Below are 23,118 nucleotides of genomic sequence, written 5' to 3'. Positions count from 1 at the left end.
CGGCGGAGCCTCCGCGGCCGAACGCTCAGGAGCCCGGCTCCTCCCAGTCCTCGAGCTTGACGACGTCCTTGAGGAAGCCGCGGGCGTCCAGAAAGAGCGTCAGATGGTCGCGGTGCTCGTCGCAGGCGAGCCAGGTCTTGCGGCGCTCGGGGGTGTGGATCTTCGGGTTGTTCCACGCGAGGACCCAGACGGCGGCGGCGCGACAGCCCTTGCCCGAACAGATGGGGGTCTCGGGGGCGTCTGCGGCTTCTTCGGTGCTCATCCAGCTCATACCGGCCACCCTAAGCGCCGGTCCCCTCGGACGGACCGGCGGTGCCCGGTGCACAGGGCGATGCCGGGCAGCCACGGGGGGAGCCGCCCGGCATCAGTCCGTCGCTCCGACGGGGGATGCGGAGCGCGTCTGCAGTATGGCATGCGAGCCTGTGCCCACGTCCAGGGATCCGGCGAATCGTCTTGATCCTTGGTTAAGGCTGCCCTAACTTTCCTCGGCCGGGGCGTTGCCGCCGGGACCGAGAGCAGGCGGCGGCTGGTAGCCGACGAAGGTCTCCGGCATCGTCGGCGCCCCCTCGCGGCCCGCGTTGGCGAACAGCACCGCGAAATAGGGGATGACCGTCCCGCCGACGAGGGCGATGATCGCCGCTATCCGTGACTCCTGCCAGAGCACCACGGCCAGGATGACGCAGACCGTCCGGACCGCCATCGAGATCATGTAGCGGCGTTGCCGGCCCCTGACGTCCTCGGTCAGGCTCGACCGTGCGCCGGTGATCCGAACCGCCTTCGCTTTGCCCACACTCCACCGCCCTCAACCCAGCTCTCCGACCACGGTACGCCGCGGGCACCCCGCCGAGGAGAGGGGGGTGCCCGCGAAGACGCCGTGTCGTCCGGCTTCGGCCGGTTCGCTCAGGAGGCCTGGCTCACCGAGCTCATGTGGAAGTCGGCGACCCGCACCGGCGGCATGGCGGCCCGGGTGAACCAGTCGCTCCACTCGCGCGGCAGGCAGCGCTCGGTGCGTCCCACCTCGGTGATCCGGCCGAGCAGGTCGACCGGGGACTCGTTGAAGCGGAAGTTGTTCACCGCCCCGGTGACCTCGCCGTTCTCCACCAGATAGACGCCGTCCCTGGTGAGGCCGGTCAGCAGCAGCGTCGCCGGGTCGACCTCGCGGATGTACCAGAGGCAGGTGAGCAGCAGCCCGCGCTCGGTGCGGGCGACCATCTCCTCCAACGTCGGGCCCGACGTCGGGTCCGCGCCCTCGAGGACCAGGTTGTCGATCTCGGGCCGGACCGGAAGACCGGTCAGTCCCGCCGAGTGACGCGTGGTCAGCAGGTTGGTGAGCTCGCCGTCACGGATCCAGTCGGTGGGAGCCAGCGGCAGGCCGTTGTCGAAGACGGAGCTGTCGCCGCCCGAGGCGTGCGCGAGGGCGAAGGGCGCGCACTCCAGGCCCGGGTGGGCCGGGTCGCTGCGCAGCGTCAGCGGCAGCGGCGAGAGCCGCTCGCCGAGACGGGTCTTCCCGCCGGGCCTGGAGAAGACCGAGCGTCCCTCCTTGGCGTCCCGGCCGCCCGCCGACCAGGCCAGGTTGATCATCAGGTCGGCCAGCGCCGAGGGCGGGAGAAGCGTCTCGTAGCGCCCGGCCGGCAGGTCGACCTTCCGCTCGGCCCAGGCCAGACGCTGCGCGAGCTGCGCCTCCAGCGCCTCGGGGTCCACGTCGCGGAAGTCGCGGGTGGCCGCGCCCGCCCAGGCGGAGGCGGAAAGGTCCGCGGTCTTGGCGTTCAGCTCCAGCGTGCCGGTCGGCTGGTCGTGCCGGAGCCGGACGCCGGTGGAGGTGCCCAGGTAACTGGAGGTCACCATGTGGTTGGCGAAGCCGTAGAGCAGCCGGCCGCTCTTGCGGGACAGGCCGAGGGCCTCCCCGAGCGCGGGCGCGAAGGCGGAGAAGACCTCGACGGAGGTCTCGGCCGGGGCATCGGTGAAGTCGGCGGAGACCGGCCCGCTCGGGGCGAGCAGCGGCTGTGCGTCCTCGGCCGGACCCGCCGCCCGCGCGGCGGCCTCGGCCGCGCGCACCAGCGACTCGATGTCGTCGGCGGTCACCGCCTCCCGCGAGACGACCCCGGCGGCGGTGCCCTCCTGGCCGTCGACGGTGGCGATCACGGTGAGCGTGCGCCCGCGGGTGACGCCGTTGGTGGTCAGGCTGTTCCCGGCCCACCGGAGGTTGGCGGTCGACTCCTCGTCGGCGATGACGACGCACCCGTCCGCGCGGGACAGCTCCAGGGCACGCTCGACGAGCTCGTGGGGCCCGGTGTTCTGGTTGCTCATCAGCGGCCCGCTTCCTGCTGGCCCGTATCGGTCGTCATGGGATCAAAGGTAGGGCCCGACCCGGGTGCGACGTAACCACGACCGCGCCGTCGCCGCGCCCGCCCCGACCGGGGTCCGGCTGCTTCCCTGTTCGGCCCGTGGAATGGCGCCAAGGCTGTGACCAGCGGCGAAGCAAGTATTGAACATGTTCAAAATGTGCGCCATGATGAGGCGCACAGAGGGAAGCCCGGGGCGCACGGCGTCGACCGGGGGTACTCCGTCATGCCGTCCGCGCGGCGTCCTTCGCCCGCGGGCCGGGGGAGAGGACGATCCGATGGCACGTTCCTGGCGGACCGCCGCGCCGGCTGCGGCGGTCGCGGCGACCTGGTTCTACGAGGGCCTGTGGTGCAAGATCTGGCCGGGGCGGGCGGATCAGCACGCCATCGTCGGAAGCGTGCCGCTGCTGCCCGCCGGGGCCGTCGCCGCGGTGCTCGTCGGCATCGGGCTGGTCGAGATCGCCGTCGGGCTGTGGGTGCTCAGCGGTCACAGGCCGCTGCTCGCGGCGGCCGTGCAGACCGGGCTGATCGTCGGCTTCAACACCGGTGGCCTGCTCTTCGCCTCCGGCCGGATCCCCGAGCCGGGTCGTCTGGTCGTCCAGGACCTCGCACTGATCGCCCTGGTCTGGACGGTGGCGACGGCGCGGCGCGGCAGCGGTGTCCCGGCGGCGGGCCCGCGTCCGGCGGCCGCGGCATGAGCGGCACCCCCTGGGCCGAGGGACGCCTGCTGTCCGTCGGACCGTCCCGGCGGCCCGGCGTGCTCTTCGGCCGGATGTACGAGGACACGGGAATCGAGCTGGCGGCGTTTCCGCCGCCCGGTGCGCGGGTGCTGTGCATCGCCTCGGCCGGGGACACGGCCGCCGCCCTGGCCGCCGCCGGGTACGAGGTCACCGCCGTGGACCTGAACCCCGTACAACTCGCCTACGCCCGCGGTCGGCTGGAGGACGGCGCACCGGCCGTGGCGGGCTCCGCCGAACGCCTGCTCGCGCTGGGCCGCTCCGCCGCGCGCGGCGTCACGCCCGCCTGGCGTGCCCCGGAGCTCGGCCGCTTCCTGCGGCTGGACGATCCCGCCGAGCAGGCCCGCCGGTGGCGGGACGAACTCGACAGCGCCGCACTGCGGCGACTGATGGCCCTGATGCTGCGCCCGGCCGGCGCACTCGCGCTCGCCCTGCGGCCGGCCTTCCGCGGCGTCGTGCCCAGCGGGTTCGACGTCGTCCTGCGCCGCAGGATCGAGCGGACGGTGAGTCGCCATCCCAACTCCGCGAACCCCTGGGCCTGGCGGCTGCTCGCAGGCACGGAGCCGCAGGGAACCGCCGGGGGCGGCCTGCCCGCGGCCGGCGCCCGCGTGCGACTGGTGCTCGGTGACGTCGTCGAGCACCTGGAGCGGGCACCGCGCGGCGCCTACGACGCGGTCACCCTGTCCAACGTCGTCGACGGCCCGGGACCGGCGTTCGCCCGCCGGTTGCGCGCCGCCGTCGACCACGCGGTGCGGCCGGGCGGGGTGGCCGTGCTGCGCAGCGTCCGCCGACCGGGCCCCGCCGGGCCCGGCTCGGCGGCCGACGACCGATCGATGCTGTGGGGCGTGGTCCGGGTCCTCCGACTCGGCGACGCCGGGAAGGGAGCACCGTCATGCCGATCCGTCACACCGTGAACCGTCCGGCCCCGAATCGCCGGACCCCGGGTCTGTCCGCCCTCAGCCGGCTGTCGCCGCGTCACCGGTTGCAGCGGCATCCGCTGCCGATGCGGACCTGGTTCGCGCACTCGCTCGTCCTCACCTACGCGCTGCCGCCGAGCGTGCTCGCCCCGCTCGTGCTGCCCGGCCTGGCGCTGGACACCTACACCGACGCGGACGGCGTCGAGCACGGCTTCGTCGCGGTGGCCGTCGTGGACGCCAGGGCGCTGCGTCCCTCCTTCCTCCCCGCACGGCTCGGCGCGGACCACGTGCTGACCGGGTACCGGATCTTCACCCGCTTCCCGACCCCGGGCGGCCGCACCATGCGCGGCCTGCAGATCCTGCGCAGCGACACCGACGACCGGCTCATGGTGCTGGGCGGGAACCTGCTCACCCGCTACCACTACCGCCGGGCGCGGATCGCCACCGGCGTCGAGGGCGACACCCTCTCCTTCCGCGTGGACAGCGCCGACGGCAGGGCCGACCTGGCCGTCCGGGCCGCGATCGGTGACGGAACGCCGGCCCCGCTGCCGCACGGCAGCTCGTTCGCGAACGCCAAGGACGCCCGGCGCTTCGCCGGCCCGCTGCCCTACACCTTCGACTACGAGCCGCAGACGGACTCCGTGATCGTCGTCAAGGCCACCAGGACGACCTGGGACCCGGTGCCCGTCGCCGTGGAGGTCCCCACGCTGACCTTCTTCGACCACGGGCCCTTCGCGGGCGCCCGGCCCCGCCTCGCCAACGCCTTCCACGTCGCGGGCGTGCAGTACGGCTGGGAGGCCGGCAGCCGCCGCGCCAGGAACGGGGCCGAGCGGTGACCGACCGACCGTCAGGGGTGCGTGAGGTCGCCCTCTTCAACTGGCCGATGTACGCCGCGGGCTGTGGTGCGGCGGCCGCGGGTTGGGCGCTCTCGCGGCGGCTGCACGGGGGACCGGCGCTGCTCGCCCGCGCGGGAGGGCTGGCGGCGGCGGGCCTGCTGCTGGGCAGCAGCGCGGCCACCTGGTGGGTCTACGACCGCGGGCGGCCCTTCGCCCTCGGCTGGCTCGGCGCGCTGCTGCCCGCGGGGCCGGGGGATCACCTCGTCGTCTCGGCCGGACTCGACGAGGTCAGCCGACCTCTCGCGGCCCGCCATCCGGACGTGGCGCAGCGGGTCGTCGACCTCTACGATCCGCGGCTCATGACCGAGGGTTCGATCCGCCGCGCCCGACGGCGGGTCGCCCCCGCGCCGGGCACGCTGCCCGCCCGGCCCGACGCCCTGCCGGCTCGGTCCGGCGCGCACGACACGGTCTTCGCGGTCTTCGCGGCGCACGAACTGCGGCGCGCGGCCGACCGGGAGGCGCTCTTCGCCGAGTGTGCCCGGGTGCTGCGCCCCGGCGGCACCCTGGTACTCGTCGAGCACCTGCGCGACGCCGCGAACACCGCCGCCTACGGCCCGGGTGCCTGGCACTTCCTGCCGCGCGCCGAGTGGCTGCGCCTCGCGGAGCGGGCGGGCCTGCGCCACGGCCCCGAGCGGCGGATCGCCGGACTGGTCACCGCCTTCGCCTTCCACAAGGAGCTCCCGTGAACGGCCTGCTCGCCCTGGACCTCCAACTGCCGCTGGTCGGCGCAGCCCTGATCGGCGTGGGGCTGTTCCACGCGCTGCTGCCCCGGTTGATCGGCTGGCCGAAGGACCTGGCGGGCACCACGCTGCTCACCCGTCAGGTCTCCTTCGCGCACCTCTTCTTCATCGCCCTGACCTGCGTCCTGCTGGGCCTGCTGCCGTTGACCCTGGCTCCGCAACTGCTGGCCGGCGGCCCGCTCGCCACCGCCCTGCTGGTCGGCCAGACGCTTTTCTGGGGCGCCCGCTGGCTCTTCCAGTTCGCGGTCTTCTCCCCCCGCCTCTGGCGCGGCGACCGCTTCCGCACGGCCGGGCACGTCGCCTTCTCCCTGCTGTGGACCTGGGTGACGGGCGTCTTCCTCGCCGCCCTGGTCCACGTCCTGACCCGCTGAAGGCCCCGGCCCCGCTCAGGAGCGGCCGGACTCCTCCGTGGTGTTGAGGACGTTGACGCCGCGGAACAGGGCCGAGGGGCAGCCGTGGGAGACGGCCGCGACCTGGCCGGGCTGGGCCTTGCCGCAGTTGAAGGCACCACCGAGGACGTAGGTCTGCGGGCCGCCTACGGCCTCCATGGAGCCCCAGAAGTCCGTGGTGGTGCCCTGGTAGGCGAAGTCCTTCACCTGACCGGCCAGCTTCCCCGAGCGGATCCGGTAGGCGCGCTGCCCGGTGAACTGGAAGTTGTACCGCTGCATGTCGATGGACCAGGAGCGGTCGCCGACGATGTAGAGGCCGTCCTCGACCCCGGCGATCAGCCCGTCCGTGTCCGGGCCGGCCGCGGACGGCTGGAGCGAGACGTTGGCCATCCGCTGCACCGGCACGTGCGCGGGGGAGTCGGCGAAGGCGCAGCCGTTGGAGCGGCCCAGACCCTTGAGCTTCGCGATCCGCCGGTCCAGCTGGTAGCCGACCAGGGTGCCGTCCTTGACCAGGTCCCACTGCTGGGTCTGCACGCCCTCGTCGTCGTAGCCGATGGTGGCCAGTCCGTGCTCGACCGTGCGGTCGCCGGTGACATGCATCAGGTCGGAGCCGTAGCGCAGCGAGCCGAGCTTGTCGAAGGTCGCGAAGGAGGTGCCCGCGTAAGCGGCCTCGTAGCCCAGGGCCCGGTCCAGCTCGGTGGCGTGGCCGATCGACTCGTGGATGGTGAGCCAGAGGTTCGACGGGTCGATGACCAGGTCGAAGCGGCCCGCCTCGACGCCGGGGGCCTTCATCTTCTCGGCGAGCAGCTCCGGCAGCTCGGCGAGCTCCGCGTCCCAGTCCCAGCCAGTGCCGCGCAGGTACTCGAAACCGCGGCCGACCGGCGGGGCCAGGGTGCGCATCGAGTCGAACGCGCCGCTCGCCTCGTCGACGGAGACGGCCTCAAGCTCCGGGTGGAGCCGGACCCGCTGCTGCGTCGTGACGGTGCCCGCGGTGTCCGCGTAGAACTTGTTCTCCTGGACCGACAGCAGGGAGGCGGTCACGTGCGAGACGCCCTGCGCGTCCAGCAGCCTGCGGCTCCAGTCGGCGAGCAGCGCGGCCTTCTCCGCGTCCGGCACGTCGAACGGGTTCTCCCGGTACGAGGAGACCCAGGTGACCTCGCCGTAGGACGGCTCCTCGGCCAGCTCGACGACCTCCTCGCTGAGGCCGCCGGACAACCGGGCCACGGCAACGGCCTGCTCGGCGACCCGGGCCACCGCCTCGGCCGTCAGATCGACCCCGGCGGCGAAGCCCCAGGCGCCGTTCACGACGACCCGCACCGCGTACCCGAGCTGCAGCGAGTCCGAGCCCCCGGCGGGCCGCGCGTCCCGCAGCCGCAGCGAGGCGCTGCGCACCCGCTCCAGGCGGAAGTCGGCGTGGCCCGCGCCGAGGGCCTGGGCGCGGCCGAGTGCCGCGTCGGCCAGCAGGCGCAGCGGCAGGGCGAGGAAGGTGGCGTCCACTTCTGGCGCTGACGGCGACATCGGTCTCCTTGGAGGGGATCGTGAGAGAGGTGCTGGTCAGCATCCTGCCCTGAAGAGGGCGGCCGACGCGCGAAACTGTCCGGACCCGACAGATACACCCCCGCCTCGCTGTGGAGGGTCGATTCGCCCAGTCCCCTTTACAGCGGATAGCGTCGCACTGTCCGTCCTGAGGAGATCGCAGCAGTTGAGAGAGGTACGCCTGTGAGCCGGTCGGTTCTGGTCACCGGAGGCAATCGGGGCATCGGCCTCGCCATCGCCCGGTCCTTCGCCGAGGCGGGCGACAAGGTCGCCGTCACCTACCGCTCCGGCGAGCCGCCGGAGGGGCTGCTGGGCGTCAAGTGCGACATCACCGACGCCGAGCAGGTCGAGCAGGCGTTCAAGGAGGTCGAGGCGGCCCACGGTCCCGTCGAGGTCCTGGTCGCCAACGCCGGCATCACCCGCGACACGCTGCTGCTGCGCATGTCCGAGGAGGACTTCACCTCCGTCCTCGACACCAACCTCACCGGCACCTTCCGGGTCGTCAAGCGCGCCAGCAAGGCGATGCTGCGGGCCCGCAAGGGCCGCGTCGTGCTGATCTCCTCGGTCGTCGGCCTGCTGGGCTCGGCGGGCCAGGCCAACTACGCCGCCTCCAAGGCCGGCCTGGTCGGCTTCGCCCGCTCGCTGGCGCGTGAGCTCGGCTCGCGCAACATCACCGTCAACGTGGTGGCGCCCGGCTTCGTCGACACCGACATGACCGGGGTGCTCAGCGAGGAGCGCCGCGCCCAGATCGTCTCGCAGGTGCCGCTCGCGCGGTACGCCGCGCCGGAGGAGATCGCCTCCGCCGTGCGCTTCCTCTCCTCGGACGAGGCCGCATACATCACCGGAGCCGTCATCCCCGTGGACGGCGGATTGGGAATGGGTCACTGATCACCATGAGTGGAATCCTCGACGGAAAGCGCGTCCTGGTCACCGGCGTGCTGATGGAGTCCTCCATCGCCTTCCACACCGCGAAGCTGGCCCAGGAGCAGGGCGCCGAGGTCATCCTGACCGCGTTCCCCCGCCCCAGCCTGACCGAGCGCATCGCGAAGAAGCTGCCGAAGCCGGCGAAGGTCCTGGAGCTGGACGTCACCAACGCCGAGCACCTGGCCGGCCTGGAGGAGCAGGTCCGCGCCGAGCTGGGCGGCCTCGACGGCGTCGTCCACTCGATCGGCTTCGCCCCGCAGGACGCGCTCGGCGGCAACTTCCTCAACACGCCGTGGGAGTCGGTCGGCACGGCGATGCACGTCAGCGCGTTCTCGCTGAAGTCGCTGTCGATGGCCTGCCTGCCGATGATGTCCGAGGGCGGCGCGATCGTCGGTCTGACCTTCGACGCGCAGCTGGCCTGGCCGCAGTACGACTGGATGGGCCCGGCGAAGGCCGCGCTCGAGGCGACGTCGCGCTACCTGGCCCGCGACCTGGGCAAGCAGGGCATCCGCTGCAACCTGATCTCGGCGGGCCCGATCAAGTCCATGGCCGCGAAGTCGATCCCGGGCTTCGACCAGCTGGCGGACACCTGGAACCACCGCTCGCCCCTCTCCTGGGACGTGACGGACCCCGAGCCGGCCGGCCGCGGCGTCGTCGCCCTGCTGTCCGACTGGTTCCCGAAGACCTCCGGCGAGATCATCCACGTCGACGGCGGCCTCCACGCCATCGGCGCCTGAGCGCGTAGCGCTCCAGGGGCGCGAGGAACTGCGCGAGCAACCACCCAGTGCGGATGGCCCTGCTCGTTCGGCGAACCACCTGCGCGGGTGGCTTGTCGCGCAGTTCCCCGCGCCCCTTTGCGTGTTGCAAGTGACCCGCTGTCGGCAGGCTCGCGCCCACGCGCCGGAGGCGCATATCAGCAGAGCCCCGCGCCCCTTTGCGTGTTGCAAGTGACCCGCCGTCGGCAGGCTCGCGCCCACGCGCCGGAGGCGCATATCAGCAGAGCCCCGCGCCCCTTTGCGTGCTGCAAGTGACCCGCTGTCGGCAGGCTCAGCTGCGGCAGCCCGTCAGGGCGTCGGCGGCTTCGCGGGCGGCGGTGTCGGGGTCGTGGTCGCGGATGGCGGTGAGGATGCCGTCGTGGCTCACGTACTTGTGCTGTTCCAGGACCGGCCCGACCACCTCGCGGAGCTCCGCGCGCATGACCTCGCCGAGGTCGGCGTAGAGCGCGGCCAGGACCGCGTTGTGGGAGGCGGCCATCACCGCCTGGTGGAACGCCGCGTCGTTCAGGACGAACGCCTCCGCGTCGCCCGAGTGCCAGGCGTCCTCGCGGCGCGCCAGCGCCGTCTGCAGCAGGCGCAGGTCCTGTGCCGTCCGGCGGGTCGCCGCCAGGCGGGCCGCCGCCGCCTCCAGGGCCAGGCGGAGTTCGGTCACCTCCGACTTGTCCGCCTCCGCGAAGCGGCGGTGCATGACGCCCGCCAGCTCGCTCGTGGCGAGCACGTAGGTGCCCGAGCCCTGACGGATGTCCAGCAGCCCGTTGTGGGCCAGCGCCCGCACCGCCTCTCGGACGGTGTTGCGGGCGACGCCGAGGCGTTCCACCAGCTCCGCCTCGGTCGGGATGCGTGAGCCGACCGGCCACTCGCCCGAGGTGATCTGGGTGCGCAGCTGCGCGATCACCTGATCGGCCAGCGGCTCGCGCCGGGGCGAGGTGAGTGCCATGTGGTTGTCGCTCCTGCCGTGTCTCGGTTGCCGAACATCATCCCGCGTCCGCGGGACGGGGAAAACCTCTCCCTTAATTCATCCCATCATTGTATGATCCCCTCATGCCTGCCGACCATGCCACCGAGACCCGGGAATCCGCCACGGACCTTCGCGCCCCCGCCCCCGCCGAAGTCGCCGCCTCCGACGGCCGCACCCGCGTCCGCGCGCGCTGGCTGCTGGCCGTGGCCCTCGCCGTCGCCGCCTTCAACCTGCGGCCGGCCGTGGCCGCGCTGGGGCCGCAGCTGGAGCAGGTCAGGCAGACCCTGCACATGAACGCCGCCGTCGCGGGCCTGCTCACCGCGCTGCCCTCGCTCTGCTTCGCGCTGGTCGGCTTCGCCGCGCCGGGGCTGGCGCGGCGGCTCGGTCCGGCGATCACCGTGTGCCTGGGCATGGCGGCGATCACCCTTGGTGTCGCGGCCCGCTCGTTCGCCCCGAACAGCGCCGTCTTCCTGCTGCTCAGCGCGCTCGCCCTGGCCGGCATCGCGGTGTCGAACGTGCTGATGCCGGTGCTGGTCAAGCGCTACTTCCCGGACAAAATCGGCCCGATCACCGGCCTCTACTCGATGTCGCTGGCCCTCGGCACCTCCGTCGCCGCGGCCGTCGCCGTGCCGCTGACCACCGCGCTCGGCGGCGGCTGGCGGGTCGGGCTCGGGGTCTGGGCGGGGGCAGGCGCGCTCGCGCTGGCGCTGTGGCTGGTCCAGGCCGCGACGCTGCGCAGGGACGGCGCCGGCGCCCCGGCCGCCGGGCGCAGCCGGATCCGGATCACCCGCAGTCGGACCGCCTGGCTGCTCGGAGTCTTCTTCGGCCTGCAGGCCACCGCCGCCTACGCCACCCTGGGCTGGATCCCGCAGATCTTCCAGGACGCGGGCGTCTCCGCCGCCCGGTCGGGGGTGCTGCTCGCCGTGACGATGGCGGTCAGCGCGCCGCTCGGCTTCGTCATCCCCTCGCTCGCCGCCCGGCTGCCGCACCAGGGGCCGGTCGCCGCGGTGCTCGCCGCCTGCGGACTGGTGGCCTACGGGGGCCTGGCCTTCGCGCCGGCCGCCGCGCCCTGGGCCTGGGCGCTGCTGCTCGGCGTCGCGAACTGCGCCTTCCCGCTGGTGCTGACCATGATCGGGCTGCGTTCCCGCACCAGCGAGGGCGTCGCCAAGCTCTCCGCCTTCGTGCAGGGCCTGGGCTACCTGATCTCGGTGCCGGGGCCGGTCCTGATCGGTGTGCTCTACCAGCGCGAGCACGGCTGGTACGGGCCGCTGGCCCTGCTGGCCGCGCTGATGACCATCCAGCTGGTGGTCGGCCTGCGGGCCGGGCGACCCCGCCAGATCGAGGACGACATGTGAGTGGCAGACTTCGGTCCATGCCCGTACTTGAACCGAACCCCACCGACGGCAACAAGAAGCTGCTCCAGATGTTCGCGCTGATCGGCGCGATCCTGGTCGTGATCGCGATCGTCGCCACGATCGGCGCGAACTTCGGGTGAGCTCCTGCCACTTCGTCCGGATTCTGCGAAGCTGGCAGGCATGAGCGTCGACACGTCCCGCACGATCATCGTTCTCCGGCACGCCAAGGCCGACTGGCCCTCCGTGCCCGACCATGAGCGGCCGCTCGCCGACCGGGGCCGTAGGGACGCCCCGAACGCCGGCCGCTGGCTGGCCGTCGCCGGTGTCGTCCCCGACCTGACCCTCTGCTCGACCGCCGCGCGGACCCGCGAGACCTGGAAGCTCTTCGCCCACGAGCTGCCGGAGCGCCCGCGCACGGTCTACGAGGACCGGCTCTACGAGGCCGCCCCCGGTCAGCTGATCGAGGTGCTCCAGGAGCTGCCCGAGGAGGTCCGCACCGTCCTGCTGGTCGGGCACAACCCCGGCGTGCAGGGCCTGGCCGAGATCGTCTCCGGCGAGTCCGAAGGCGACACCCTGACCCGCCTGCGGTCCACGGGCTTCCCGACCGCGGCGATCGCGCTGATCGACTTCACCGGACCGTGGAAGGCGCTGGAGCCCGGCGTCGGCCGGCTCAAGGCCTTCTACACCCCGAAGGACCAGGCCTGACCGGTCCCTCCCGCAGCCACCCCGCGACCCCCGGCCCCCGGCCGGGGGTCGCGGCGTTCCGCCCCCGACCGGCCCGACGTGGGCGACGCGCCGCGCGAACGGGTGACGTCGTCCGAGGCCGCGCCCCCCTTGGCGGGCGTCGCCGGGAACCGCCTCCGGAATGAAGATCGACATGCGCACCCCCCGGATCTGTCCTGGAATCGCCAGCAGGGATTGATCACGAAAGGGGGCGCCGATATGGGATTCCGGGCCGTGGGCGTCCGGCCCCCGGGAGCAGGGCCGCGCCAGCTCGCGGGGCCCGGTGACTGGTCGCTGCTGACCGGACCGCTGCCGATCGTGCTGACCGTCCTCGGTGTGCTGTCGCTGGCCTGGCTGCTGTTCTCGCGTCGCCGTACCTGGTGGCTGCGCTGGCTGCCGCTCGCGCTGCTCGTCAGCGCGGGGCTGGCCTACCTGATCACCGTCTGGGTCGACGACTGGTGGCAGCCGTTCCCCGACGGACTGCCGACGACCTCGGCGATCTGGATCGGCGTCGCGGTCCTGGGCGTGGTGCTCTTCCTCTTCCGGCTGCCGTTCCTGCGCTGGCGCGGATGGATCCTCGGGCTGGTCTGCGCGGCGCTGGTCTTCGCCTACGCGGGCAACAAGGTGAACCAGGAGTTCCAGGAGTACCCGACGCTGAGCACGTTGCCCGGCCCGTGGCAGGCCCAGCCGGGCGCGCTGGCGATCGGCCAGAAGGAGCCGACGCTGCACGTGCCCGAGGGCAAGACCATCGCGGAGGTCTGGCACAAGCCGGCCAACCTGCCGGCCCGCGGCACCCTCGCCAAGGCGAACATCCCGGGCAAGCTGAGCGGCTTCACCACCAGGGACGCCTACATCTGGCTGCCGCCGGCCTACGCGGCCAAGCAACGGCCGCTGCTGCCGGTGCTGGTGCTGCTCCCCGGCCAGCCCGGCGGTCCGGAGGACTGGACGACCGGCGGCCAGCTCGAGTCCACGATGAACGCCTACGCCTCGGCCCACGACGGGCTCGCCCCGGTCGTCGTCTCCATCGACACGCTCGGCTCGCAGTTCGCCAACACGCTCTGCGTCGACTCCCAGCTGGGCAAGGTGCAGACCTACGTCACCAAGGACGTGCCCACCTGGATCCAGACCAATCTGCAGGTCGGCTCGGGGCGCAAGGCGTGGACGGTGGCCGGTCTCTCCTTCGGCGGAACCTGCGCGCTCCAGTTCGCGGTCAACGCGCCGAACGAGTTCGCGTCCTTCGTGGACATGTCCGGCCAGGTGGAGCCGACGCTCGGCAGCCGGAGCAAGACCGTGAACGACGTCTTCGGCGGCAGCACGGCCGCCTTCGAGGCGGTGAACCCGCTCAGTGTGATGGCGCGCAAGAAGTTCCCCGACACCGCGGGGGTGATCCTGGTCGGGGACAGCGACGGCACCTACGGCCCGGAGCAGCGTCAGGTCTTCGCCGCCTGCCAGGCCGCCGGCATGAACGTCACCTTCGTCACCATCCCCGGCGGGCACAGCTGGGGAGTGTGGAAGGTCGGCCTGCAGCAGGAGCTTCCGTGGATCGCCAAGCAGGACGGACTCACCTCATGACGTCGCCCGCCGCCCCGCCCTCGACCACCGCCGAACCCGCCGCTCCGCGCGAACCCGGCTGGAGCCGCCGGTCGCTGGACCGGGTGCGGGCCTGGCTGGCGGGACTGGCGACCGTGCCGCGGCTGCTGGCCAAGGCGCCGCTGACGGTGACCTTTCTGGTGGTGTTCTGGGTGGTCGGGCTGACCACGGGGAGCGTCACGCACGGTCCGAGCAACCGGTTGCTGGTCGACGTGGGGGCGGGCACCGCCTCGGTGACCGCGGGGCGCTGGTGGACCCTGTTCAGCTACGGGTTCTGGGCCTCGGGATGGACCCCCTACGTCGTCAGCACCCTGCTGGCGATGGTGACCATGCTGCCCGCGGAGCGGCGCATCGGCGCGCTGCGGACCGCCGTGTTCTTCCTCGGCAGTCAGGTACTCGGAGCGCTGCTGGGGATCGCGGCGATGGAGATCGGCGCGACCGCCGGAGACCTCTGGTTGCAGGAGGCGGTCACCACGGTGACGCGGACCGCGGTCGACGGCCTCTCCGTCGGTCCGAGCGTGGGGCTGACCGGCGTCGGCCTGGCGATGAGCGCCTCGCTGACCGCGCTGTGGCGGCGGCGGACCAGGCTGCTGCTGCTCATCGGCACGGTGCTTTTCCTCTTCTACGCGGGCGAGGTGCTCGACATCATGCGGGCCGGGGCGGCCTTCGTCGGCCTGGTCGGCGGGGCGGTGGTCATCGGCGGCCGCAGGTCGCTGAGGGACGTCAGGATCAGGCCCTCGTCCCATGCCGAGACCAGGGTCCTGGTCGCGATCTTCGCCGCCACCTCGGCGCTGGGCCCGGCCATCACCTGGTTCACCGACTCGCAGAGCGGGCCGCTGGCGATCTACAAGGATCTCTTCGTCGGCGACACCATCACCGCGGACGACGTCAGCGGCGCGTGCAGCGGGCCGCAGTCCACCCCGGTTCTGTGCCACCAGTTCCGCGCCGAGTACCTGATCAACAACAGTGTCGGGGTGGTGGTCCTCTTCGTCCCGGTGCTGATCCTGGCCGTCGTCGCGGTGGGACTGTGGCGCGGGCGGCGGATGGCCTGGTGGGCGGCGGTGCTGTTCGAGGTCTGCCTTTTCGCGATGACGTTGCGCTACTTCCTCTACACCCGGCACATCTTCGTGAACGACCCGACCTCCAGGGACGTGGTCACGGCCTTGACGGTCTACTCCGTCGGGCTGCTGCTGGTACCCGTCGCCGTGCTGGCGGCACTGTTCCTGACGCGCAGCCACTTCCAGGTCCGCGCCGAGAAGGGCACCGCGCTGACCTTCTGGACCATCGCCGTGCTGGCCTTCCTCATCGTCGGCGCGGCCTACATCAAGCTCGGCTACGACGCCAGGGACCAGTTCGCCCCGGAGCCGACCTTCCAGCAGATCGTCGCCGACTATCCCAAGCGGCTGGTGCCCGCGCCCTACCTGGCGGTCTTCGGCACCACGACCGCCGACTTCGTCCCCGTCGGCGGCTGGGCGAAGGCGCTGTACGAGCTGACCGGGCCGGTGTTCTGGCTGATCGTGCTCGGCGGCCTCTTCGTCGCCTTCTGGCAGGCGGGCGCACGCCGCAAGGTGGACAACTCCGGGCAGGCGGAGGCCCTGCTGCTGAAGAACGGCGGGTCGACGCTCGCCTACATGACGACCTGGCCCGGCAACGAGTACTGGATCAGCCCGGACGGGCGCGCGGCGGTGGCCTACCGCGTCATCGGCACCACCGCGCTGACCATGGGCGACCCCTACGGCGAGCCCGACGCCCGGCACGCCGCCGTCGCGGAGTTCACCGAGTACTGCGACGCCCAGGGCTGGTCGCCCTGCTTCTACAGCGTGACCGGCGAGACCAAGCAGGCCTGCGACCGGCTCGACTGGTCCGCCGTGCAGGTGGCCGAGGACACCCTGCTGCTCCTGCCCGACCTCGCCTTCACCGGCAAGAAGTGGCAGGACGTCAGGACCGCGCTGAACAAGGCCGGCAAGGCGGGGATCACCGCCCACTGGTACACCTGGCCCACCGCGCCCGTCGCGATCCAGGAGCAGGTGCGGGCGCTGTCGGAGGAGTGGGTCGCGGACAAGGGCCTGCCGGAGATGGGCTTCACCCTCGGCGGCCTGAAGGAACTGGACGACGCCAGGGTGCGCATCCTGGCGGCCGTGGACGAGGAGGGGGGCCTGCACGGCATCACCAGCTGGCTGCCCTGCTACCGCGACGGCGAACCGGTGGGCTGGACCCTCGACTTCATGCGGCGCAGCGGCGAGGGCTTCCGCGGCGTCATGGAGTTCCTGATCGCCACGGCGGCGCTCGGCTTCAAGGAGGAGGGCGCGGAGTTCCTCAGCCTCTCCGGCGCGCCGCTGGCCAGGATCGACCGGGGCGAGCAGGCGGTGCCGCTGCAGCGCGTCCTCGACATCGCCGGCAAGGCACTGGAGCCGGTCTACGGCTTCCGTTCGCTGCTGGCCTTCAAGGCCAAGTTCCAGCCGGAGTACCTGCCGCTCTACATGGCCTACCCGGACCCGGCGCAGCTGCCGGCGATCGGCTCGGCGATCGGCAAGGCCTATCTGCCGCACACCACGCCGAGCCAGATGCTGCGCCTCAGTCGGCAGTTCACCGCTGCGGGGTGACGAACTCCGGCTGGTCGAGCACCCGGAGCCAGGTGCCGTCCGGCTGCCGGCGCACCACCTGGGCGCGGGCCCCGCTGCCGTCGCGCGGCGGCGTGGAGGTGAGCGCGAGGTCGCCGCTCACCAGGGTGGGCAGGGGCGTCTCCGGCTGGAAGGTCGGGGCGTGGGCCAGCACCTTCTCCCACAGCGCCTGGATCGCCGCGCGGCCCACGGTCAGGCTGCCGGCCGGGTAGGCCATCACGGCGTCCTCCTCGTAGAGGGCGGCGATGCCGGCCGCGTCGCCGGCGTTGGCCCGCTCGACGAAGAGGCGGGTCAGGTCCTCGGGGCGGTGGGCGCGCTCGCGGTCGGTCATCACAACTCCCTGTGAACTGGGGTCTCTTGCTCTGCTTCCATTCTCGAGCGGTGTCGATCAGAAGTCCAACAGCTGGTTGTTGTGAGAGCTAGAATCTTCAGTCATGGAACTGAGGCAGCTCGAGTACTTCGTCGCGGTCGCCGAGGAGGCCAACTTCACCCGGGCCGCCGAGCGCGTCCACATCAGCCAGTCGGGCGTGAGCGCGCAGATCCGGCAGTTGGAGCAGGACCTCGGCGCGCAGCTCTTCGACCGCTCGGCCCGCGCGGCCGCGCTCACCGACGCCGGTCGGGCCGCGCTCGTCCACGCGCGGGCCGTGCTCGCCGGGGCGGACGCGCTGCGGCAGTCCGTGGACGAGGTCAGCGGCCTGCTGCGGGGCCGCCTGCTGGTCGGCATGGTCGGCGGCTGCACCATCACGCCGTTCTTCGAGGCGCTGGCCTCGTTCCACCGGGCGCACCCGGGCATCGAGGTCTCGCTCGTGGAGGACGCCTCCGACCGCCTGGTCGAACGGGTCAGAGCAGGGGAGCTGGACCTGGCGCTGACCGGTCTGGTGGGAGCGCTGCCGGCCGGCCTCGGCGGCCACGCCCTCGTCGACGAACGGCTGATCGCCGCCGTCCCGCCGGGCCATCCGCTGGCGGAGCGCGACGGGGTGACCCTCGACGAACTCTGCGGCTACCCGCTGGTCTGCATGCCGCAGGGGACGGGCATCCGCGCCGCGCTGGACGAGGCCTGCGCGGCCCGCGGCCTGCGCCCGCTCGTCGCGATGCAGGCCAGCGCGCCCCCGGCGATCGCCGACCTGGCCCAGCGGGGCCTCGGCGCGGCCGTCCTCTCGGAGTCCTTGAGCGGGCTCTGCGAGGGCAGACTCAGGGTCCTGCCGATCGCCGACGCGGACACGCCCGCCCTGCTGGCGCTCCTCTGGCCCACCACCGTCGGCCCGGCCCTGCGCGAACTGCTGCGCCACTGCGCCCCGCTCAGGGAACCGGCCCGGGTGTGAGGCCGCCCTACAGCGCGCCCTTGCCGCCGGCGTCCGAGCCCGCCGGGCGCGGCTCCAGGACGGCCACGTCGGCGGGCCGGTCGCGCAGGGCGTTCAGCTCAGGGCCCAGCTGCGCCATCACCTCACCGGTGGCGTGCGCGTCCAGGTCCGCCTGGCTCGCCCACTTCTCGATGATGACGATCGAGGCGCCGTCGGTGTGCAGCGCGTACAGCTCGCAGCCGGGCTCGGCGTGGACCGCGTCGATGTGGCGGGCGTAGGTGGCCAGGGCCTCCTCCAGCAGCCCCGGCCTGGGGTGGACGACGGCGGTGACGACGACGGACATCTGACGCTCCTTCGATGATCAGGTTCTCCTGCCCTCTGGCAACCGGCTCCGCACCGCGGCTGTTCCCACGCCCGCCACCGGCCCGTCTCAGCCGAGCGGGTCGGCCAGCCGCCGGCCGTCCGCGAGGATCCGGTCCACGGCCGCCAGCGCGGCGGTGAGCCGCTGCTCGCGGTCGCCGGTCAGCTCCAGCCACGGGACGTCCTGCGCGGCCAGGACCTCGCGGAAGCGGCCGGTCATCCACGGGCGCAGTTCCTCGCCGTCGCGCAGGCCGTCGTCGTCGAAGGCGACGCCCTCGGGCGAGGTCAGCAGGTACAGCGCCCGGGGCGGCACGGCGGCGGCGAAGGCCCGGACGGAGTCGGTGACCGCTCCGCGGTAGCGCTCCTGCCACACCGTGGTGGCCAGCGCGTCGGTGTCGCAGACCAGCACCGGTCCGCCGTCGCGGGCGGCCCGTTGCTCGGCCTGCAGTTGGCGGCGGCAGACCAGGTCGAAGTCGCTGTCGTCCCAGTCGATGTCGAAGACGCTGGGCTCGGGGAGGCCCAGGCCGCGGGCGCGCCCCCGTGCCGAGGCCAGCTTGGCCGCGGTCAGTTCGCGGCCGTACTCGGGCACCCAGCGGGTGCCGCCGTGGGCGCCGCCCCTGGTCCTGAGCGCGGCGGCCAGGTCGCGGGAGAGGGTGGTGGTGCCGGTCGACTCCGCGCCCAGGACCACCACGCGCCGGGCCAGCCAGGCCCGGACCGGCGGTTCGATCTGGTCCCAGGCGGCGACCGGGTCGGCGCGCACCTTGGTGCCGGAGACCGGGAAGGTGTCCCTGCCGGTGTCGAGCAGCACGGCGGCGGCGTCGAAGCGGTCGGCGAGTTCGGACCCGTAGGGTTCCGAGCTGAACACGGCGTCCACCGGCGCGGGGTGACCGGCCAGCCGGACCCCTTCCCGCATCAGCGCCACGTGCCCGGCCCAGATCTCCTCGCTGTCGAAGTCCACGTCGAGGTTGTCCACCACGCCTGCCACCCGGACCTGCGGTTCCCCGGCCCAGTGCTCGGCGATCCAGGAGACGCGCTCGTGCAGCGGGATCGACTCGACGTCCGCGGCCATCACCACGACGGTCACGGACGCGCAGGAGTCGGCGGCGCTGCGGATCAGGAAGTGATGGCCCGCGTGCGGGGGATAGAACTTGCCGATGACCAGTCCGTGCCGGAAGCGCTCGGTCATGCCCGGACCGCCGCTCCGGTCGCCGCGAGGCCCGCCGCCGGCGCGCCGCGCAGCTCGCGCCGCCAGTCGCGCAGCCCGACCAGGCACAGGGCCAGGAAGAGCACGTAGACGACGGCGGTCAGGTCGAGCCGTTTGACGGCGTAGAGGGGGATGTAGACCAGGTCGGCGGCGATCCAGAAGTACCAGTTCTGCAGCTGTTTGGCGTTCAGCAGCCACTGCGCGGCCAGCGACAGCGCGGTGGTGAGGGCGTCCCAGAAGGGCGCGATGTCGTGCGCCCGTTCCAGGACGAGGGTCAGTCCCCAGGTGGCGGGGACGACCAGGGCGAGCAGCACCAGCAGGGTGCGCGGCGCGGCGTGGCCCATGGCGCGGCGGGTGCGCCGGCCGCCGTCGTGCAGCCACTGCCACCAGCCGATGGCCCCGAGCAGCAGGTAGACGATCTGCAGCACCGCGTCCGCGTAGAGCGCGGCGTTCCAGAACAGCGCGAGGAAGAAGACGTTGTTGGCGATGCCGATCGGGAAGTTCCAGATCGTGGCCCGGACGCAGAGCCAGACGCAGACCGCGCCGGTCACGAAGCCGAGCAGTTCGGCCCAGGTGACGGCGTCCTGTCCGAGATGAAAGAGCACGTGGTTGAGCACGTCCATGACGGTCCTCCGATTAATGTCAGAGTGACGATAACGGTCGCCGCGACCACGGGCAAGTCCCTGGTCGGGCCGCGCGTAGGCTGGCCGCATGGAGATCTGGATCAACCCCCGGTGCAGCAAGTGCCGCGTCGCCGTCGGCGCGCTGGACGAGGCCGGAGCGGAGTACACCGTCCGCCGCTACCTGGAGGAGCCGCCCACCGAGGCGGAGCTGGAGGAGGTGCTCGGACGGCTCGGTCTGGAGCCGTGGGACATCACCCGTACCGACGAGGAGGTGGCCAGGGAGCTCGGCATGAAGGACCGTCAGGCATGGCCGCGCGAGGAGACGGCGCGCGGCCGGTGGATCGCCGCGCTCGCGGAGCACCCGGTGCTGATCCAGCGTCCGATCATCACGGCCGACGACGGCACCACGGTCGTGGGCCGCACCGAGGAGGCGCTGGCGCAGGTGCTGCCGAAGCAGTAGGCCGACGCGGCGATAATCCGTGGCGGGCCCGGTCCGCGCACTGGAACGATCACCGTCATGCCTACGTTTCCCGCATCCGACGGAACCCGCCTCTCCTACCGCGTCGAGGGCAGGGGAGCTCCCCTGGTCTGCCTCCCCGGGGGACCGATGCTGCCGTCCAGTTATCTGCGCGACCTCGGCGGTCTGACCGCGCAACGCTCGCTCGTGCTGCTCGACCTGCGCGGCACGGGCGATTCCGAGGAGCCGTCGGACACCGGCAGTTACCGCGTCGACCGCCAGGTCGACGACGTCGAGGCGCTCCGGGCCGCACTGGGCCTGGAGCGCCTCGACGTGCTGGCGCACTCCGCGGCCGGCGATCTCGCCCTGCTCTACGCGGCGCGGTACCCGGAGCGGATCAGCGCCCTGGTGCTGGTGACCTCGCGGGCCCGTGCCGTCGGGATCGACTTCACGCCCGAGCACCGCCGCGAGGCGCTGGAGCTGCGCAGCCGCGAGCCCTGGTACCCCGAGGCCGTGGTGGCGTTCGACGCCGTGGTCGAGGGGACGGCCACGGACGAGCAGTGGGAGCTGTTCTCCCGGCTCGGCTTCGGACGCTGGGACGAGGCGGCGGCGGCCTTCGACGCAGAGAACGAGGAGTTGGGCAACGACGAGGCGGCCGACGCCTACCCGGCCCCCGAGGCCTTCGCCGACGCGGCCGCGGTGCGGGAGGTGCTCGCGAAGCTCGACGCCCCGGTCCTGGTGCTCTCCGGCGAGCTGGACGGCGGCCCGCGTCCGGTGGTGGCGGCGGAGGTCGCGGCGGTCTTCCCGCGCGGCGAGCACGTGGTCCAGCCGGCCACCGGTCACTACCCCTGGATCGACGACCCGGCGTTCTTCGCCCGCACCGTCGCCGAGTTCCTGGACCGCCACGGCCGCTGAGCCCGGTCCTGACCCGGCGCTCGCTCCGCCCGCGCCTCCGCCTCCGTCGCCGGTCCCCGGGCCGGCGACGGAGGCGGCGTGGCTCAGTCCGCCGTGGCGATCAGGGTCTCCAGGTGCACGTCGGGGTTGCCCCGCAGGAAGCTGTTGAGCTGCCACTTGTCGCCGAAGAGCGCCAGGATCGCGCCGTCCGAGCGGCGGGTCAGCGGCTCGCCGGTGACCAGGCGGGTCTTGTCGAGCACGGCCGCGCCCTCGGCGTCGGTGACGCGTGCGAGCGAGTAGGGCAGCCGGTCCAGGGCGATCGGGGAGGAGAACTCGTGCTCCATCCGGTGCAGCACGACGTCGAACTGCATCGGGCCGACGGCCGCCAGGACGGGGGCCTGGTCGCCGCGTCGGTCCGAGGTGAGCACCTGGACGACGCCCTCCTCGTCCAGCTGCGAGATGCCCTTGCGGAACTGCTTGGAGCGGCTGATGTCCTTCGGCCGCGCGACCGCGAAGTGCTCGGGGGCGAACGCGGGCAGCGGCGGGAACTCGGCCTTCCTGCCCACGTAGAGGGTGTCGCCGACGCGCAGCGCGGTCGCGTTGATCAGGCCGACCACGTCGCCCGGGTAGCAGGTGTCGGCGACGGTCCGCTCCGCGCCGAAGACCGTGTGCGCGTACTTCGTCGCCAGCGAGCGGCCGCTGGCCGCGCGGGTGACGTTCATGCCGCGCTCGAACACGCCGGAGCAGACGCGGACGAAGGCGATCCGGTCGCGGTGCGCCGGGTCCATGTTGGCCTGGATCTTGAAGACCACGCCGGAGAACTCGTCCTCGACCGGGCGCGAGCCGCCGTTGGCCAGCTCGCGGGCGTCGGGGGAGGGGGCCAGGTCGACCACGGAGTCCAGCAGCAGCCGGACGCCGATGTTGGTCAGCGCGGAGCCGAAGAAGACCGGGGTGATCTTGCCCTCGCGGAAGGCCTGCGGGTCCCAACCGGGGCCGGAGTCGAGCGCCAGCTCCAGCTCCTCCAGCGCGGTGTCCCACAGCTCGCCCTCGACGGTCCCGGCCGCGGCGGCGTCCATCCGCTCCTCCTCGGCCTCGTGGGTGCCGCCGGGGACGCGGGTGTACTTCAGGTACTCGTCGGTGTTGTCCGCCTGGACCAGGCCGCGCAGGTTGCCCGCGTTGCCGACCGGCCAGACCTGCGGGACCGGGGTGATCTCCAGGATGTTCTGGATGTCGTCCAGCAGCTCCAGCGCCTCGCGGCCCCGGCGGTCCCACTTGTTGATGAAGGTGATCACCGGGACGCCGCGGTGGCGGCAGACGGAGAAGAGCTTGCGGGTCTGCTCCTCCAGGCCCTTGGCCGCGTCGACCAGCATGATCGCGCAGTCGACGGCCGACAGGACGCGGTAGGTGTCCTCGGAGAAGTCGGCGTGACCGGGGGTGTCGACCAGGTTCATCACGTGGTCGCGGTGCCCGAACTGCAGTGCGGCGGAGGTGACCGAGATGCCGCGGTCGCGCTCCAGCTCCATCCAGTCGGAGGTGACGCCGCGGCGGCCGCCCTTACCGTGGACCGCGCCGGCGGAGGTGATCGCCTGCGCGTGCAGGGCCAGCGCCTCGGTCAGCGTCGACTTACCGGCGTCGGGGTGCGAGATCACCGCGAAGGTGCGGCGGCGCGAGGCCTCCTGCAGGACGTGGGCGGCGGTGGCGGGGGAGTCGGTGCTCACGTCGGTCCTCAGGTCCTTCGGCGGTCGTCCGCGGTGATGCGGGGCAATCGGGGCAAC

Annotated in this window: 25 protein-coding genes; 15 read left to right on the top strand and 10 right to left on the bottom strand. The window is 72.7% G+C overall.

The genetic code is table 11. The annotated features are described in order from the left end of the window. Window positions 1–25 precede the first annotated feature (25 nt). The 3 genes from BS83_RS34075 to BS83_RS34065 form a co-directional block, all read right to left on the bottom strand. A complete protein-coding gene (locus tag BS83_RS34075; protein ID WP_408641054.1) occupies window positions 26–271 on the bottom strand; it encodes a hypothetical protein in 246 nt (81 codons plus the stop codon). A gap of 204 nt (window positions 272–475) precedes the next feature. Then, window positions 476–790 (bottom strand): DUF3099 domain-containing protein, encoded by a 315-nt coding sequence (locus tag BS83_RS34070; protein ID WP_037607241.1) that lies wholly within the window; start codon window positions 788–790, stop codon window positions 476–478. Window positions 791–900: 110 nt separating this feature from the next. Continuing rightward, window positions 901–2,307: a TldD/PmbA family protein gene (locus BS83_RS34065; RefSeq protein WP_037607240.1), complete on the bottom strand. Its 1,407-nt coding sequence runs from the start codon at window positions 2,305–2,307 to the stop codon at window positions 901–903. A gap of 313 nt (window positions 2,308–2,620) precedes the next feature. On the opposite strand from BS83_RS34065, the gene BS83_RS34060 reads away from it, so the two are divergent. From BS83_RS34060 to BS83_RS34040, 5 genes are read left to right on the top strand one after another with little or no spacing between them, the layout of a single operon-like run. After that, a complete protein-coding gene (locus BS83_RS34060) occupies window positions 2,621–3,040 on the top strand; it encodes a DoxX-like family protein (protein WP_051944520.1) in 420 nt (139 codons plus the stop codon). Beyond that, the gene (locus BS83_RS34055; protein ID WP_051944519.1) at window positions 3,037–3,993 is read left to right on the top strand and encodes a hypothetical protein; all 957 of its coding nucleotides are present in this window, start codon (window positions 3,037–3,039) and stop codon (window positions 3,991–3,993) included. The genes BS83_RS34060 and BS83_RS34055 overlap by 4 nt, the downstream gene beginning before the upstream one ends. Then, entirely contained in the window at window positions 3,972–4,832 is an 861-nt protein-coding gene (locus tag BS83_RS34050) for a DUF2071 domain-containing protein (RefSeq protein ID WP_198035367.1), read from the top strand. Before BS83_RS34055 ends, BS83_RS34050 begins: the two co-directional genes overlap by 22 nt. Beyond that, a complete protein-coding gene (locus BS83_RS34045; protein ID WP_198035366.1) occupies window positions 4,829–5,578 on the top strand; it encodes a methyltransferase domain-containing protein in 750 nt (249 codons plus the stop codon). Before BS83_RS34050 ends, BS83_RS34045 begins: the two co-directional genes overlap by 4 nt. Beyond that, window positions 5,575–6,003 (top strand): hypothetical protein, encoded by a 429-nt coding sequence (locus BS83_RS34040; protein WP_051944518.1) that lies wholly within the window; start codon window positions 5,575–5,577, stop codon window positions 6,001–6,003. The genes BS83_RS34045 and BS83_RS34040 overlap by 4 nt, the downstream gene beginning before the upstream one ends. A 15-nt stretch (window positions 6,004–6,018) precedes the next feature. On the opposite strand, the gene BS83_RS34035 is transcribed toward BS83_RS34040, so the two are convergent. After that, on the bottom strand, window positions 6,019–7,539 hold the full coding sequence (locus tag BS83_RS34035; RefSeq protein ID WP_037607239.1) for a TldD/PmbA family protein: 1,521 nt from the start codon (window positions 7,537–7,539) through the stop codon (window positions 6,019–6,021). A 201-nt stretch (window positions 7,540–7,740) separates the two neighbouring features. Here BS83_RS34035 and fabG point away from each other — a divergent pair, with 201 nt between their 5' ends. Both fabG and fabI read left to right on the top strand, forming a co-directional pair. Next, window positions 7,741–8,445: a 3-oxoacyl-[acyl-carrier-protein] reductase gene (gene fabG, locus BS83_RS34030; protein ID WP_037607238.1), complete on the top strand. Its 705-nt coding sequence runs from the start codon at window positions 7,741–7,743 to the stop codon at window positions 8,443–8,445. Between the two features lie 5 nt (window positions 8,446–8,450). Next, entirely contained in the window at window positions 8,451–9,218 is a 768-nt protein-coding gene (fabI, locus tag BS83_RS34025; RefSeq protein ID WP_037607237.1) for an enoyl-ACP reductase FabI, read from the top strand. 310 nt (window positions 9,219–9,528) lie between these two features. Here the strand turns inward: fabI and BS83_RS34020 are convergent, their stop codons facing one another. Next, window positions 9,529–10,194, bottom strand: coding sequence for a FadR/GntR family transcriptional regulator (locus BS83_RS34020; protein WP_037607236.1), 666 nt, complete (start codon window positions 10,192–10,194; stop codon window positions 9,529–9,531). Between the two features lie 104 nt (window positions 10,195–10,298). Between BS83_RS34020 and BS83_RS34015 the strand changes: the two genes are divergently transcribed. From BS83_RS34015 to BS83_RS34000, 5 genes are all read left to right on the top strand, one after another. Continuing rightward, entirely contained in the window at window positions 10,299–11,570 is a 1,272-nt protein-coding gene (locus BS83_RS34015) for an MFS transporter (protein WP_037607235.1), read from the top strand. Window positions 11,571–11,587: 17 nt separating this feature from the next. Further along, the gene (locus tag BS83_RS48450) at window positions 11,588–11,710 is read left to right on the top strand and encodes an SGM_5486 family transporter-associated protein (RefSeq protein WP_269664880.1); all 123 of its coding nucleotides are present in this window, start codon (window positions 11,588–11,590) and stop codon (window positions 11,708–11,710) included. Between the two features lie 40 nt (window positions 11,711–11,750). Further along, complete coding sequence (locus BS83_RS34010) at window positions 11,751–12,275, top strand: SixA phosphatase family protein (RefSeq protein ID WP_037607234.1); 525 nt, start codon at window positions 11,751–11,753, stop codon at window positions 12,273–12,275. 237 nt (window positions 12,276–12,512) lie between these two features. Further along, on the top strand, window positions 12,513–13,865 hold the full coding sequence (locus BS83_RS34005) for an alpha/beta hydrolase-fold protein (RefSeq protein WP_051944517.1): 1,353 nt from the start codon (window positions 12,513–12,515) through the stop codon (window positions 13,863–13,865). Continuing rightward, window positions 13,862–16,486, top strand: a complete 2,625-nt coding sequence (locus tag BS83_RS34000) for a bifunctional lysylphosphatidylglycerol flippase/synthetase MprF (protein ID WP_051944516.1) — start codon at window positions 13,862–13,864, stop codon at window positions 16,484–16,486. The genes BS83_RS34005 and BS83_RS34000 overlap by 4 nt, the downstream gene beginning before the upstream one ends. Here BS83_RS34000 and BS83_RS33995 read toward each other — a convergent pair. Then, window positions 16,470–16,835 (bottom strand): YybH family protein, encoded by a 366-nt coding sequence (locus tag BS83_RS33995; protein ID WP_037607233.1) that lies wholly within the window; start codon window positions 16,833–16,835, stop codon window positions 16,470–16,472. The two genes, BS83_RS34000 and BS83_RS33995, sit on opposite strands and share 17 nt — an antisense overlap. 103 nt (window positions 16,836–16,938) lie before the next feature. On the opposite strand from BS83_RS33995, the gene BS83_RS33990 reads away from it, so the two are divergent. Beyond that, window positions 16,939–17,826 carry a LysR family transcriptional regulator gene (locus tag BS83_RS33990; RefSeq protein WP_037607232.1) on the top strand — a complete coding sequence of 296 codons (888 nt, stop codon included), beginning with the start codon at window positions 16,939–16,941 and terminating at the stop codon, window positions 17,824–17,826. A gap of 7 nt (window positions 17,827–17,833) precedes the next feature. Here BS83_RS33990 and BS83_RS33985 read toward each other — a convergent pair whose 3' ends face one another. The 3 genes from BS83_RS33985 to pnuC form a co-directional block, all read right to left on the bottom strand. After that, the gene (locus tag BS83_RS33985) at window positions 17,834–18,148 is read right to left on the bottom strand and encodes a putative quinol monooxygenase (RefSeq protein WP_037607231.1); all 315 of its coding nucleotides are present in this window, start codon (window positions 18,146–18,148) and stop codon (window positions 17,834–17,836) included. Window positions 18,149–18,235: 87 nt separating this feature from the next. Then, window positions 18,236–19,351, bottom strand: a complete 1,116-nt coding sequence (locus tag BS83_RS33980) for an AAA family ATPase (protein WP_037607230.1) — start codon at window positions 19,349–19,351, stop codon at window positions 18,236–18,238. Next, window positions 19,348–20,010 (bottom strand): nicotinamide riboside transporter PnuC, encoded by a 663-nt coding sequence (gene pnuC / locus BS83_RS33975; protein WP_408641103.1) that lies wholly within the window; start codon window positions 20,008–20,010, stop codon window positions 19,348–19,350. Before pnuC ends, BS83_RS33980 begins: the two co-directional genes overlap by 4 nt. 70 nt (window positions 20,011–20,080) lie before the next feature. Here pnuC and BS83_RS33970 point away from each other — a divergent pair, with 70 nt between their 5' ends. Together BS83_RS33970 and BS83_RS33965 are read left to right on the top strand one after the other, a co-directional pair. Then, window positions 20,081–20,452: an ArsC/Spx/MgsR family protein gene (locus BS83_RS33970; RefSeq protein ID WP_037607229.1), complete on the top strand. Its 372-nt coding sequence runs from the start codon at window positions 20,081–20,083 to the stop codon at window positions 20,450–20,452. Between the two features lie 57 nt (window positions 20,453–20,509). After that, window positions 20,510–21,364 (top strand): alpha/beta fold hydrolase, encoded by an 855-nt coding sequence (locus tag BS83_RS33965; RefSeq protein ID WP_037607228.1) that lies wholly within the window; start codon window positions 20,510–20,512, stop codon window positions 21,362–21,364. A gap of 83 nt (window positions 21,365–21,447) precedes the next feature. Here BS83_RS33965 and BS83_RS33960 read toward each other — a convergent pair whose 3' ends face one another. Then, window positions 21,448–23,061: a peptide chain release factor 3 gene (locus tag BS83_RS33960; protein ID WP_037607227.1), complete on the bottom strand. Its 1,614-nt coding sequence runs from the start codon at window positions 23,059–23,061 to the stop codon at window positions 21,448–21,450. Window positions 23,062–23,118: the final 57 nt, after the last annotated feature.

Origin of the sequence: Streptacidiphilus rugosus AM-16 (assembly GCF_000744655.1) — a bacterium.
Lineage (GTDB): Bacteria > Actinomycetota > Actinomycetes > Streptomycetales > Streptomycetaceae > Streptacidiphilus > Streptacidiphilus rugosus.
Note: the sequence above shows the minus strand (reverse complement) of the source record. Positions and strands in the feature narration are given on the sequence as shown.